Annotated in this window: 14 protein-coding genes; 8 read left to right on the top strand and 6 right to left on the bottom strand. The window is 65.4% G+C overall.

The annotated features are described in order from the left end of the window. The first annotated feature begins 138 nt into the window (after window positions 1–138). Both BV210_RS03415 and BV210_RS03420 read left to right on the top strand, forming a co-directional pair. Window positions 139–1107 (top strand): alpha/beta hydrolase, encoded by a 969-nt coding sequence (locus tag BV210_RS03415; RefSeq protein WP_077205285.1) that lies wholly within the window; start codon window positions 139–141, stop codon window positions 1105–1107. Between the two features lie 43 nt (window positions 1108–1150). Continuing rightward, window positions 1151–1588, top strand: coding sequence for a GNAT family N-acetyltransferase (locus BV210_RS03420; protein WP_077205286.1), 438 nt, complete (start codon window positions 1151–1153; stop codon window positions 1586–1588). 24 nt (window positions 1589–1612) lie between these two features. Here BV210_RS03420 and BV210_RS03425 read toward each other — a convergent pair whose 3' ends face one another. The 3 genes from BV210_RS03425 to BV210_RS03435 form a co-directional block, all read right to left on the bottom strand. Beyond that, entirely contained in the window at window positions 1613–2746 is a 1134-nt protein-coding gene (locus BV210_RS03425; RefSeq protein ID WP_077205287.1) for a HAMP domain-containing sensor histidine kinase, read from the bottom strand. A 401-nt stretch (window positions 2747–3147) separates the two neighbouring features. Next, the gene (locus BV210_RS03430) at window positions 3148–4011 is read right to left on the bottom strand and encodes a 2-oxoacid:ferredoxin oxidoreductase subunit beta (RefSeq protein ID WP_077205288.1); all 864 of its coding nucleotides are present in this window, start codon (window positions 4009–4011) and stop codon (window positions 3148–3150) included. Beyond that, complete coding sequence (locus BV210_RS03435) at window positions 4011–5777, bottom strand: 2-oxoacid:acceptor oxidoreductase subunit alpha (protein ID WP_077205289.1); 1767 nt, start codon at window positions 5775–5777, stop codon at window positions 4011–4013. The genes BV210_RS03430 and BV210_RS03435 overlap by 1 nt, the downstream gene beginning before the upstream one ends. 141 nt (window positions 5778–5918) lie before the next feature. Here BV210_RS03435 and BV210_RS03440 point away from each other — a divergent pair, with 141 nt between their 5' ends. From BV210_RS03440 to BV210_RS03465, 6 genes are all read left to right on the top strand, one after another. Then, window positions 5919–6560: an FAD-dependent oxidoreductase gene (locus BV210_RS03440; protein WP_077205290.1), complete on the top strand. Its 642-nt coding sequence runs from the start codon at window positions 5919–5921 to the stop codon at window positions 6558–6560. 46 nt (window positions 6561–6606) lie between these two features. Then, complete coding sequence (locus BV210_RS03445) at window positions 6607–6987, top strand: hypothetical protein (RefSeq protein ID WP_077205291.1); 381 nt, start codon at window positions 6607–6609, stop codon at window positions 6985–6987. A 292-nt stretch (window positions 6988–7279) separates the two neighbouring features. Then, window positions 7280–8884 carry an oleate hydratase gene (locus BV210_RS03450; protein ID WP_077205292.1) on the top strand — a complete coding sequence of 535 codons (1605 nt, stop codon included), beginning with the start codon at window positions 7280–7282 and terminating at the stop codon, window positions 8882–8884. Between the two features lie 60 nt (window positions 8885–8944). After that, entirely contained in the window at window positions 8945–9898 is a 954-nt protein-coding gene (locus tag BV210_RS03455; RefSeq protein ID WP_084802550.1) for an alpha/beta fold hydrolase, read from the top strand. Window positions 9899–9978: 80 nt separating this feature from the next. After that, complete coding sequence (locus tag BV210_RS03460) at window positions 9979–10557, top strand: NUDIX hydrolase (protein ID WP_077205293.1); 579 nt, start codon at window positions 9979–9981, stop codon at window positions 10555–10557. A gap of 103 nt (window positions 10558–10660) precedes the next feature. After that, on the top strand, window positions 10661–12490 hold the full coding sequence (locus BV210_RS03465; protein ID WP_077205294.1) for a histidine kinase N-terminal 7TM domain-containing protein: 1830 nt from the start codon (window positions 10661–10663) through the stop codon (window positions 12488–12490). Here BV210_RS03465 and mce read toward each other — a convergent pair. Genes mce through BV210_RS03480 form a run of 3 tightly spaced genes read right to left on the bottom strand, consistent with a single transcriptional unit; the run spans window position 12487 to window position 13530 of the window. Next, window positions 12487–12873: a methylmalonyl-CoA epimerase gene (mce, locus tag BV210_RS03470; protein WP_077205295.1), complete on the bottom strand. Its 387-nt coding sequence runs from the start codon at window positions 12871–12873 to the stop codon at window positions 12487–12489. The two genes, BV210_RS03465 and mce, sit on opposite strands and share 4 nt — an antisense overlap. A gap of 55 nt (window positions 12874–12928) precedes the next feature. Continuing rightward, window positions 12929–13120, bottom strand: a complete 192-nt coding sequence (locus tag BV210_RS03475) for a helix-turn-helix transcriptional regulator (RefSeq protein WP_077205296.1) — start codon at window positions 13118–13120, stop codon at window positions 12929–12931. Further along, entirely contained in the window at window positions 13117–13530 is a 414-nt protein-coding gene (locus BV210_RS03480; protein WP_077205297.1) for a DUF2178 domain-containing protein, read from the bottom strand. The genes BV210_RS03475 and BV210_RS03480 overlap by 4 nt, the downstream gene beginning before the upstream one ends. Between the last annotated feature and the right edge of the window lie 61 nt (window positions 13531–13591).

Consider the following 13591-nt stretch of genomic DNA (forward strand, 5'->3'; position numbering starts at 1 on the left):
ATTATCGTCCCAGCTCATAAAAAGGACCCTATCCGCGGCGAAATCGGCCGACTCCCCGGCATTCCCCCGGATAGCTTAAAAGCAGCCGTAGATTAGTGGTAGAACGTTCATGGGCGGTCCGGTGTGAAAGAAAGGCATATGTTCGACGACCAGCCGGTACGGGGGGATCTCGACGGGCACGTCGAGAACATGCTCGACTTGCTCAACGACTACGAAATCTCGCTCTCGGAGGGCACACCGGAGGACTCGCGCCAGCAGCTGTCTATCATGACGGACCTCTCGACGGCCGAACCGGAGGACGTCGACACCGTCGAGGACGTGGAGATTCCGGCCGCCGGCGACGGCGAGGACCCGATTCCCGCCCGGGTCTACGCACCGGCCGGTGAGGGACACCCGACGGTCACCTACTTCCACGGTGGCGGCTTCGTCGCCGGCGATATCGACACGCACGACCCGCTCTGCCGGATGCTGGCTAACCGGGCCGAAGCCGTGGTCGTCTCCGTCGAGTACCGCAAGGCCCCCGAAGCGGCGTGGCCGGAGCCGATCAAGGACGCCTACGCCGGCGCGCAGTGGACCGCCCGCAACGCCGACGAGTACGGCGCCGACACGGGCACCCACGTCGTCGCCGGCGACAGCGCCGGGGGGAACCTCGCCGCCGTCGTCTCGCTGATGGCCGCCGAGCGCGGGATGCCGAACATCGACCGGCAACTCCTGCTCTACCCCGCGACGACCTACATGGACCCGATGCCCTCCCGCGCTCAGAACGGGGACGGCTACTTCCTGACCGCACAGGACATGCTCTGGTTCGTCAAGCAGTACATCGACGACGAGATCGACGCCCACCACCCGTGGGCGTTCCCGCTGAACGCCCGCCGTGACAAACTCGCCGAGACGCCGCCCGCGTTCGTCCTCACCTGCGGGTACGACCCGCTGCGCGACGAGGGGCACGCCTACGCCGAGGAACTCGCCGAGGCCGGCGTCGACGTGGAGTACAGCAACCACGAGTCGATGATCCACGGCTTCCTCAACATGGAGGCCATCGTCGACCACACCTACGATGGCGTCGAGGAAGTCGCCGAACAGGTCCGGAAAGCCGGCGGAAACTGACGACCCACCAGCCCTTTTCTCCCGGCCCGCCCTACGTCGAGCCATGCCCGACGCACGGATCGAGGTCGTCGCCGGCGACGGCGATCTGTCTGATGCGTTCGCGGTCCGTCGCGACGTGTTCGTCGACGAGCAGGGCGTCGACGAAGCCGTGGAGATCGACGGGCGGGACGACGACGCCGTCCACACCGTTGCCTACGAGGGCAGCAGACCCGTTGGCACGGCCCGACTCCGGACCGTCGGCGACGACACCGGCAAGGTCGAACGAGTCGCAGTCCGCCGGGAACGGCGTGGGGAAGAGCTGGGCCGAAAACTGATGGACACCGTCGAGGACCTCGCCCGCGAGCGCGATCTGGACCGCCTCGTCCTGCACGCACAGACCACGGTCGAGGAGTTCTACCGAAAGCTGGGCTACGAAACTGTTAGCGACGAGTTCGAGGAGGCGGGTATCCCGCACGTGGAGATGACGAAGCAGGTGCGGTGATCGTGTACTACCAGCCCCTGCAGATCACTGCGGGACGGCGACCCCGGTGATCTCGAACCGCGCCCCGCCCTGCTCGCTCTCGGTCACCTCGATCTCCCAGTCGTGGGACTCGACGATGCTCGCGACGATCGAGAGGCCGAGGCCAGTCCCCTCCTCGCGGGTCGAGTAGCCCGATTCGAAAACCGTCTCGCGGTCCTCTCCGGGGATGCCCGGGCCGTCGTCCTCGACGTAGAAGCCGTCGGGGGCCCGGAGGGAGCCCACGGTGACGGTGACGCCCTCGCCGGCGTGGTCTAGCGCGTTGCGGAGCAGGTTCTCGAACAGCTGGCGGAGTCGGTCGGGGTCCGCCGCGAACTCGATGTCTTCGGTGACGGTCACCGTCGCGTCGCGCAGGTCGACCGACTGCCGGCAGGACGATAGCTGTGACTCGAGGGTGACGGGTTCGGTATCCTCGACGTCCCGGCCCTGGCGAACGACGGTCAACACGTCGTCGACGATGTCGTCCATGCGGTCGACGGCGGTGGCGGCCGACTCGAGGTGCTCGCTGTCGCGGTGCTCGCGTTCGAGTTCGATGCGATTCTTGGCGACCGTCATCGGGTTCCGGAGGTCGTGGGAGACGACGCTCGCGAACCGTTCGAGTTGCTCCAGCTCGGTCTCGGTGCGCTCCCGGACGAGTTCGTGTTCGAGCATCCGGCCGATCAGCTCGGCGTACAGCGTCTCGTCCTCGGTGAACGGGTCCTCCCGAGGCGTAATCGAACCGAAGCAGACCGTCCCGTACAGTTCGTCGTCGACGGTGATCGTCGTCCCGTGGTAACACTGGATACCGTAGTCGGTCCGGGCCGGGTGGCCGCCCCATCCCTGCGCGTCGACGTCGTGGATTCTGAGCGGATCCTCCCGCTGGATCGCCTCCCGGCAGAACGTCTTCTGGAGGTCCATGACGAGCCCGGGCGTGATGACGCCGTCCGACGGGTCCGAACTCGCGATGACCTCCCGGTAGTCGATCGGTTCGTCGATCCGGGTCAGGTGGCCGTTCTGGACGCCGAGATACTTCCGGCCGAGACGCAAGGCGTCGGTCGCCTTCGTATCGAAGTCGGTGTCGCGACTCATCACCTCGTAGAGGTCTCGGCGTGCCTGTTCCGCGTCGAACTCGTGTTCTGACATCGTGTATCGTTCCGGTGTTCGCTCGTCGTCTCGGAAGCGCGCGAGACGATCGTACAGTTCGATTATTTGATATACGAGTGGCGAAGGTAAATACTTCGTCGTCGATTCTCAGTACTGAATCTCGGGGCTGATCGAACTGCGACGCGGCGGTCCGGCAGGACTCGATTCCGACGGCGATTCAGTCACTGCTGGCGGTGGGGTGGCTGTTTGGTCGCGGTGCGGTGGCGGTGCGGTGGCTGTGCGGTCGCGGTGCGGTGGCGGTGCGGTGGCTGTGCGGTCGCGGTGCGGAGCAAGGAAGTCGTACGGAGTTCGCGCCGGCGGCGCGAACTCCGCCTTTTTCGCGCACGTTTTTGCCGCGAGTGGTGCCGCGCGGAGCGCGGCACCCGAGCGGGAAAAAGGTGCTAGTAGAACTCCCGGACGAGATCCATCGCGTCCTCGGGCGCGCCGTCGGGGATGTCGTGCATCGGCTCGCTCAGACCCTCGCGTTCGTCGAAGGGCACGGAGCCCTCGTCCTGATAGATGACGCCCTGATACTCCTTGTCGGCGTCGAGGATGGCCGACTTGGCGTCGTCGTAGTCGGTGGGGTCGTGGTCGGTCTCGCTGAGGTCCACGATGGTGTCACGGAAGTAGTCGTAGGTGTCGACGTCGTTGAAGGTGACACACGGGCTGTAGACGTTGACGAAGCCGAAGCCGTCGTGTTCGATGGCCTCCTTGACGATCTCGGTGTGGCGCTGGCTGTCGGAGCTAAAGGACTGGGCGATGAAGGTACCGCCGGCGGCCAGCGCGAGCGCGAGGGGGTTGACCGGGGGCTGTTTCGGCCCGTCGGGGGAGGTCGAGGTCTCGAAGTCCTCACGCGAGGTCGGCGAGGCCTGGCCCTTGGTGAGGCCGTAGATTCGGTTGTCCATGACGACGTAGGTCATGTCGACGTTCCGGCGGACGGCGTGGATGAAGTGGCCCGCGCCGATGGAGTAGCCGTCGCCGTCCCCGCCGGCGACCATCACTTCGAGTTCGGGGTTTGCCAGCTTCGTCCCGATGCCCACGGGGAGTGCGCGGCCGTGGACGCCGTGGAGCGCGTAGCTGCGCATGTAGGTGCCGATCTTCCCGGAGCACCCGATGCCGGCGACGACGAACGTGTTGTCCGGGTCGTTGCCGGTGTTCGCGAGGGCTTTCATCATGCCGTTCATGGTCCCGAAGTCGCCGCAGCCGGGACACCACGTGGGTTGCTTGTCGGTCTTGAAGTCGGTGAATCTGATATCGGAGCTCATTATTCTGCCTCCACCTCGCTGGGTTCGGCGAGTTTGTCTTCGATCTCCGCTGCGAGTTCGTCGGCCTTGAATCGCACGCCGTTGTACTTGTTGACGCGTTTGAGTCGTGTCAGCGTGTCGTGTTCGAGGAGGTCGGCGAACTGCCCCGTGGAGTTACACTCGACGACGATCACGTCGTCTGCGGCTTCGATCTCCTCGGACAAATCCGGACGGGGGAAGATGTACGGCACGGAGATGAAGCGCACGTCGATGTCCTTCTCGTCGAGGAAGCCGAGGGCCTCGCGCATCGCGCCCTCGTTGGACCCCCACGAGATGACGAGCGTGTCCGCGTCGGTGTCACCGTACTCGCGGTAGTCCCACTCTTCGGCCTCGCGGGCGGTCTCGACTTTCTGCTGGCGCTTGTCGACCTGCTCGATGCGGACGTCGGTGTCCTCGGTCCGGCGACCGAGTTCGTCGTGTTCGAGCCCGGTCGTCATGTGTGCGCCGCCGTCGGTCCCGGGGAAGGTCCGCGGGCTGACGCCGTCTGCGGCCGGGAAGTGAGGCTGGAACTGCTCCTTCTCGTTTTGCCACTCCGAGATCGAGTCCTCGTCGACGACCTTCCCGCGGTCGATCTCGACCTCGTCCATGTCGAAGACCTCCGGCGGGAACGTCTGCTCGGAGACCGACATGGCCAGGTCCGAGACCAGGAAGACCGGCGTCTGGTACTTCTCGGCGAGGTTGAACGCCTCGATCGTCTTCCAGAAACACTCCGAGATGCTCGTCGGCGCGACGACGAAACGGGGGACCTCGCCGTGGCCGCCGTACAGCGCCATGTTGAGGTCGCCCTGCTCCTGTTTCGTCGGCATCCCGGTCGACGGCCCGGAGCGCTGGACGTCGGTGATGACCAGCGGCGTCTCGCTCTGTGCGACCAGTCCAAAGGTCTCGGTCATCAGGTCGATCCCGGCACCGGAGGTTGCGGTCATCGCACGTGCACCGGCCCGTGCGGCGCCGAGTGCCATGTTGATGGCCGCGAGTTCGTCCTCGGCCTGGACGACCTTCCCGCCGTAGGAGTCCAGCCGGCCGGTCAGATACTCCATGATGCTGGTCGCCGGGGTGATCGGGTAGCCGGAGTAGAACCGACAGCCGGCGGCGATAGCGCCCATGCCGAGCGCCTCGTTGCCGTTCAGGAGGACGTAGTCGTTGTCGGTCGTCTCCACGTCGTAGTCGAAGTCGTGGTCGAACTCCTCGGCGACGTACTCCTGCCCGAGTCGGGCGGCCTCCTTGTTGTTCTCGACGATGGCCTGGCCCTTGTCCTTGAACCGCTTGTCCAGCGATTCGTCGAGGTTCTCGATGGGGAAGTTCGTCACCTCGCAGGCAGCGCCCAGCGCGACGATGTTGCGCATGATCGCGCCGCCGGCGTCCTCCGCCAGCGATTTGAGGGGGACGTCGAGCCCGACCATCCCGTCGGGGATCTCGACGTCCTGCATCGTGGTGCGCTCACCGTCGTAGATGATGACGCTGCCCTCGTGCAGTTCGTCCATGTTCTCGTCGATGGTTCGCTCGGTCAACGCGATGAGAATGTCGAGTCTGTCGACGACACTCTCGACCTGGTCGACCGAGGTGCGTATCTTGTACGCCGTGTACCCGCCACGGATACGCGACGCGAAGTCCTTGGAGGTGAAGACGTGGCGACCGGCACGGGACAGAGCTTGTGCGAAAATCTTGCCCGTCGAGTCGATCCCGTCGCCAGCTTCACCGCCGATGGCCCAGTTGAGGTCCGCGGGCATACTAGCGAGGGGCTACCCAGCGGCGACGCAAAAGCCTTCTGCAATAGGTGTTCAACCCCGCAAATCGGTCAGTTTATTGACTGTCCGTCCAGTTCTCTTCGGATCGAAAGCACCTTTCGGCAAGGGCGCCCAGAGTGAAATATGGAAGACGAACCCGTCTCCGTCGCCGCCGTCGAGTCCGTCGGTCAGGACGCCATCGCCATCGCGTTCGAGTCACCAGCGGACTTCACGGCCAACCCCGGCCAGTTCGTCAAGCTCAGTGCGGACATCGACGGCGAGCGCGAGAGCCGCTTCTACACCATCTCGTCGTCGGACGTCGAGGACACCTTCGAGATCACCGTCGAGATCGACCCCGACGGCGCGTTCGGGCCGATCCTCGCCGATCTGACGGCCGGCGACGAACTCGACGTGTCGGGCCCCTACGGGAACGCCTACTACGAGGACGAATCCCGGACGGTCGTCCTCGCGGGCGGCCCGGGTGTGGGTCCAGCAGTCGGCATCGCTCGCCGCGCGCTCGCGGACGGCAACGAGGCCGCCGTCGTCTACCGCGACGACGATCCCATCCACGAGGACGCACTCGAGGATATCGAAGCCCGGGGCGCAACCGTCCACGTCCTCGACGCCGACGACGACACGGTCGCGGCCACGACCGACGTGGTGACCGGCGAAGAGGGCGAACAGGTGTTCGTCTACGGCTTCGCGGACTTCCTGGACGCCGCGACGTCCGCCATCGACGCGGCCGGCGGCGACCCCGACGCCGCCAAGGTCGAGAACTTCGGCTAGGCGAACGCGGGTGGGATTTAACCCCCATCGGTCGGTACTCCGGGTGATGAGTGTGCGTCGGTGGTCGCGGATCGCCGCCCGGATCGGTGCCTGCCTGCTCGTCGCGAGCGTGGTGGCCGTCTTCGCCGCACCGGGACCCGTCGGTCCGGCGACCGCTCAGGAGACTGCAAACGGGACGGCTGCGGACGGGGCCGGGAACGGCTCCCAGCTTCAGACGGCCGCGAACGCCGACGGCGACGAGGGGGGTGGCGGCCTGCTGAGCGGACTGTTCGGACTCGTCGGCGGCGTGGTCGGCTTTTTCGGCGGAATCGTCGGAGCGATCCTCGGCTTCCTCGACAGCCCCATCGGACACGCACTGGTCGGGATTCCGCTCGGGCTCTACCTCGGGCTGAAGGCGATCGCGCTGTACCTTGAGTACTACGAGTAGGTGCACCGCTGACCCGTCGCAACTGCCGGTGGTCGCCACCGGTCGCGTCGGCAGATTGCTTATATACCACCACCAATGTGAAGTGTGAGAAATGTATAATTTATACCTGTCGCAACTAACCACCGGTTGATAATTGTCGGGAGTGTCCTTTTCCCGGGGCATCGAATCAACAAACGAAGATGAGACCACTACCCGACCACGACACAGGACGGACAGTACCCGACACACGCTCGCCGTGGTCGCGAACTGAGGCGGTCGCACGGAACCAGCGGCATACCGGAGGTGTTCGAGAATGAGCCACGTCGACGACGGACGGACGGAACCGGACGTGACCGAGCGAGAAGCGTACTTCGTGGGCGGCGGGATCGCGTCGCTCGCCGGGGCTGCGTTCCTCGTGCGAGACGGTGGCATGCCGGGCGAGAACGTCCACGTCCTGGAAAAGCTCGACGTGATGGGCGGGGCCCTCGACGGGGCCGGCTCGCCCGAGGAGGGGTACGTCATCCGCGGCGGGCGGATGCTCAACTTCCCCACCTACGAGTGTACCTGGGACCTGCTGGACTCGATTCCCGCGCTGGAGGACGAGGACAGGTCGGTGAAGGCGGTGATGGACGAGTTCAACGCCGAGCACGAGACCTACGCAGAAGCACGGTTGATGAACAGCGACCAGGAGATTCTCGACGTGTCTACCTACGGCTTCGAGATGGAGCATCGGCTCTCCCTGTTGCAGCTCGTCCTCACGCCCGAGGAGAAACTCGGGGACACGCGGATCGAGGAGTGGTTCTCGGAGTCGTTTTTCGACACGACCTTCTGGTATCTGTGGTCGACGACGTTCGCGTTCCAGCCGTGGCACAGCGTCGCGGAGCTGCGCCGGTATCTCCACCGGTTCATGCACGAGTTCCCGCGCCTGCACACGCTCGAGGGCGTCGACCGGACCAAGTACAACCAGTACGACTCGATGGTCCGTCCGCTCCGTCAGTGGCTCGAAGCGCGGGGCGTCCAGTTCGAGGGCGGCTGTGAGGTGACCGATCTCGACATCGTCCCACAGCGGGACGGCAAGACCGTCGAGGCGATCCACTACGACACCGACGGTGGGTCCGAAACCATCGCGGTCGAACCCGAGGACATGGTGTTCGTCACGAACGGTTCGATGACCGACGGGTCGAGTCTGGGGTCGATGACGGACGCCCCAGACCTGAACAGGACCGGAGCCTCCTTCCAGCTGTGGAAGTCCATCGTCGAGGACAACCCCGAGTTCGGCGATCCATCGGTGTTCGCCGACCACATTGAGGAGACCAAGTGGGAGTCGTTCACCGTCACGCTCGACGAACCGGATCTGCTCGAACACATCGTCGAGGTCACTCGGGAAGAACCCGGCAACGGGCTGGTAACGTACACGGAGTCGAACTGGCTGCTCTCCACAGTCGTCGCCGCACAGCCACACTTCGCGAACCAGCCCGACGACGTGAAGGTACTCTGGGGATACGGCCTGTTCCCCGAGGAAGAGGGCAACCACGTCGAGAAGAAGATGGAGGACTGTACCGGTGAGGAGATCCTCGAAGAGCTCTGTTACCATCTGGGCTGTCTCGACCGCTTCGAGGAGTTCGTCGACGACGCCAACTGCATCCCCTGTATGATGCCGTTCATCACGGGCCAGTTCATGCCCCGGACCCCCGGTGATCGACCGGACGTGGTCCCGGACGGGTCGAACAACCTCGCGTTCCTCGGCCAGTTCGCCGAGGTGCCACGGGACGTGGTGTTCACCGTCGAGTACTCGGTCCGGTCGGCCATGATGGCCACCTACGAGCTGCTCGACATCGACAGGGAGATCCCGCCGGTGAGCGACCACGAGTACGAACCCGACGTGTTGCTCGACGTGGGGAAGGCGGCGTTCCGATAGCGTCGCCCCTCGTCTTCGCCGTCCCGAACCGTTATTCGGGGAGCGACAGACCGTTCGCGCATGGGACTGCGCGACGCACTCGGCGAGTGGCTCGGAAGCGACGACGAACGGGTGAGAATACCGACCGATGACGGGTCCGATGCGCTGGCACTGGCCCGTGAGATCGCCGAGAACCCCCGGACCGTCGAGTTGCGGGACGGTCGGGATCTGGGGTACGCGACCGTCGGCGATCCCGACGGCGACCCCCTCGTCCTGTTCCACGGGTTCCCCAACTCGAGAGTGTTCGCGGCGGCGTTCGACGACGTGGCCCGCGAGCAGGGCGTGCGTGTGATCGCGCCCGAGCGGCCGGGCTTCGGCGTCTCGGATCCGGACCCCGACCGGGCACTGACCGACTGGCCCGCCGACGTGGCCGATATGGCCGACGCGCTGGAACTGGCCGAATTTCCAGTCCTCGGGATTTCGGCCGGCGGCCCATACGCCGCGGTGACGGCGGCGTTGCTGGACCAGCGGGTCGAGCGAGCGGGCATCGTCTGTGGACTCGGGCCGATGGCTGCGGTCGGCGTCCGTGACCGGCTCTGGTACTACAGCGCACGTGCCCTGCCGCCCGCGGCGAAACTCGCCCTGTGGCTCGGCGGCCGGCAGGCCCTGAAAGACCGGGACGCCTTCCTCGAATCGATGGCCGACAGTGCCGCGCCGGCGGACGGACCGGTCTGGACGGGCGAACTCGGGCAGGTCGTCCACGCGAGCATGATCGAGTCGCGCCGCCACCACGGCCTCGATCCGCTGGTCACCGAGACGGCGCTGTTCGGCCGCTCGTGGGGATTCGATCTCGGGTCGGTCGACGTACCGACGTGGCTGTGGTACGGGAAGGAAGACACCGTCGTACCAGCTGCGATGGGGCTGTACCTGGCCGACGCGATTCCCACGGCCGAGGCGCACGTCTATCCCGACCTCGGCCATCTCTCGACGGTCGAGCGGACCGCCGAGGAGGTATTCGAGACGCTGTCGGGCTGACCGTTCGGCTCTTGCGGGGACCAGGCCGGGACTGGCGGGTCGGAGGACATTTCAGTGCGAACGAAAAGTATGGGCCGAAGATGGCCCACGAGGTGAACCGGACGGAGGTCGACTGCCGGCAGGACCGACTGCTGTCGGAGTACGGCGACGTGCCCGTCCGGGAGGAAGAGGAGGAAGTGCCCGCCGACGTGTTCCCGGAGTTGCGCGATCTGGCCACCGAAGGGTACACCGGCGGCGGCTACGTCTGGGTCGTTCGCGAACCGCCCGAGACCGCACCGCTCTCGGAGTCGCTTCCGGCCGACATCCCGGAGTCCCGGCGCGTGCTGATGATCCTCTCGCGTGGCTCGACCCGGTGGGGCCTCCCCGGCGGCGGTCGGGAGTGTGGCGAGTCCTACGAGGAGGCGGCCGTCCGGGAGGTCCGCGAGGAGACCGGCGTCGACTGCCGGATCGTCGAACCGTTCCTGATCCGCCGGCGGATCAGCGTCTCCCAGGGCGACCACGACGAGCGACTGCACACGCTGTGGGTCTTTTTCGACGGCCGCTACGAGGGCGGTCACCTCGCCATCCAGCCCGGCGAACTCAACGGCGCGGCCTGGTTCGCCGAACCGCCCGCCCGGATGCACCCGGAAGGAGAGTTCCGCGCCGCCGACTGGGGCTAATTCGTTATCAGCCGCGATAATACAGGAGATATCTTTTACACCACTCGAAGGAACTGACAAACAACGACACCGTTCATCCATCGGGGAACGGTGACCGAGTCGCATGTTCCAGTACAGCATCTACGTGCCCGCGCTGTTGCTCGTCGCGGTGGTCTCGTCGGTCGCCGGGTACCTCGGTTACGCGAAGCGCGGCCGGCGGGGGACAATCTGGTACGTCGGGGCCATGTTCAGCCTCGCCACGTGGTCACTGTCGCTCGCCCTCGTGGTGGCCAGCACGACGCTCCAGCTGAAGCTGGTCTTTTTCACGAGCTTTCTCGTCTCGACCGTCACCCTCTGTAGCTGCTGGTTCCTCTTCGCCGTCGCGTACGCCGGCCACTACGACAGGCTTCAGCGATACCTGCCCCACGCCCTCCTCCTGGTGTCGCTGGTGTACGTGCCCCTGACCCCGACGAATCAAGCACACGGACTGGTACTCGCGAACGCCCGGCTCGTGCGTGACGGGTCGCTGGTGTTGCTGGCCTACGACACTTGGGGACCGGTCCCCTGGGCGTTCGTCGGACTGACCTACGTCCTGCTGTTGAGTGCGACCGCGATCTTGCTCCGGAAGGCGATCCACTCCCGGAACGTCTACCGGAAGCTGAGTCTGGTGCTCGCGTTCGCCGGTCTGTCGATGTGGGTCGGCAACCTGATCACTATCGCCGGCTGGAGTCCGTTTCCCCACATGATGATCGTCCCCCTCTCGTTCCTGTTCTGGGGCGCGATCGGGCTGGTGATCTTCACGAGCATGCGGTTCGTCCAGATGCTCCCCATCGACACCGTGCTGGCCCGACTGAGTTCGCGGTTCGACGACGTGTTGCCGCTGGCGCGTGACTTCGTGATCGAGGAGTTCGATAGCGGCGTCATGATCCTGGACGCCGACGGTCGAATCGTGGACATCAACTCCACGGCCCGCAAGATGATGGGGCTGGAAGACCGGGTCGTCGGCAAACCCGTCTTCGAGGTGATCGACCTCGGCAAGTACTGGGACGACTACGAGGAAGGTGAACTCCTGAGCGACCGGCGTAAGCAGATCTGGGTGTCCGTCTCCGAAACCGAAGAACGCTGCTACGACATCAATATCTCGAACATCGAGAACAGTTCGGGGGCCTTCGCCGGACAGAGCATCCTCCTGTACGACGTCACCGGCCAGAAGGAACGCGAGACACAGCTCCGCCAGCGCGAGGAGGAACTCCGCCAGCAGAAACGGGACCTCGAACGGCAGAAACAACAGCTCGAACACCAGAACGAGCGACTCGACCGCTTCGCCAGCATCGTCTCCCACGACCTCCGGAACCCGCTGAACGTCGCCACCGGCCACGTCGAACTGCTGGACACCAAACTCGACGACGAGTACCAAAACAGCGTCCAGGAGATCGACATGGCCCACGAACGGATGCAGGACATCATCGACGACGCGCTCACCCTCGCACGCTCCGGGAAGGCCATCACGGAGAAAGAAGACGTGGACGTACGCGCAGTCGCGACCGAGGCCTGGGAGAACGTCGAAACCGACCGGGCCTCGCTCGATACCGACGTCGAACTCCGACTGGAGAGCGACCGGGACCGCCTGCTGAACGTCTTCGAGAACCTGTTCCGCAACTCGATAGACCACAACGACGGTGACGTCACGGTCCGGGTCGGCGCACTCACCGGCGACACCGGCTTCTACGTCGAGGACGACGGCGAAGGGATCCCCCAGGACGAACGCGCCGACGTGTTCGAACAGGGCTACACGACCCACGAGGAAGGGACCGGCCTCGGACTGGCCATCGTCCGGGACATCGTCCGCGCGCACGGCTGGGAGCTGTCCATCGCGGAGAGCCCGGAGGGCGGCGCACGCTTCGAGATCGACTGTTTCAGCGACCCGGTCGAGGTCGAGACGGCGACCGCCTAGTGCTCGACGAACTCGAGCAGGACCCCGCCAGTGGATTCGGGGTGCAGGAAGGCCACGTCGTGGCCCCAGGCCCCGCCGCGTGGCTGTTCGTCGATCAACTCGACGCCCGCCTCGCGTGCGCGATTCAGCGCCGCTTCGATGTCTTCGGTCGCCACCGCGAGGTGGTGGATTCCCGGGCCGTTTCGGTCGAGGTAGTTCGCGATGGCACCCTCGCCGTCGAGGGGTTCCAGCACCTCGAAGAAGCCGTTGCCGAGGTCGAGAAAGACGACCTGCATGCCGTCGAACTGTTCCTCGTGGGCGACCGTCGCGTCGAAGAGGGCCGCGTACTGCTCGGCCAGCGCGTCGGCGTCGTCGGTCGCGATGCCCGCGTGATCGAACTTCATACCGGGTCTGCGTGGCGGGGCACAATCAGCGCTGTGGACGTGCGTCAGCGGGGACCTACTCGGGGTCGAAGATGTCCTCGATCCGGCAGTCGAAGTAGGCGGCCAACTCGAAGGCCAGTTCCAGCGAGGGGTCGTACCGACCGCGTTCGATGGAGTTGATCGTCTGGCGGGTCACGTCGACCTCGGCCGCGAGGTCGGCCTGGCTCAGGTCGCGTTCCGCTCGGCGCTCGCGCAGGTCGTTGTTCATGTCCGGTACCGATACACGGTGTAGACGGCACCCCAGAGCAGGTAGAAGGCACTGAGGACCCAGATGCCACCCCAGACGACCGGAGGGATGTCGTACTGCCCGATGGCGTCGAGCAGGTAGAGGGCCACGATGATCGGGAGCGCGACGTACGAGACCGCCGAAACGGTCGCGTGGCTTGCTCGCTCGTGGAGTCGCTGATCGCGTTCGTCGAGGAAGGTTATCGCGTCGCTGAACTCGGCGTACACCGTCACGACGAGCGCTCCCATCGCGCCGACGGCGTAGACGATCAGTCCCGCGAGGTACTGGTCGATCAACATACCGGCGAAAAACGCCAGTACACCTATCGCGACGAACCCGAGCATCACGCGTTTGTACTTCTGTCCTCGTCGAATCGGATGTGTCGGTGTCATGGTTGCAGGGCGGTGTAAAGCGACGTTTCCGTAAAGGTCGCTTTACAGTAAAGGAGACTTT

It is taken from the genome of Halorientalis sp. IM1011, assembly GCF_001989615.1.
Taxonomy (GTDB): domain Archaea; phylum Halobacteriota; class Halobacteria; order Halobacteriales; family Haloarculaceae; genus Halorientalis.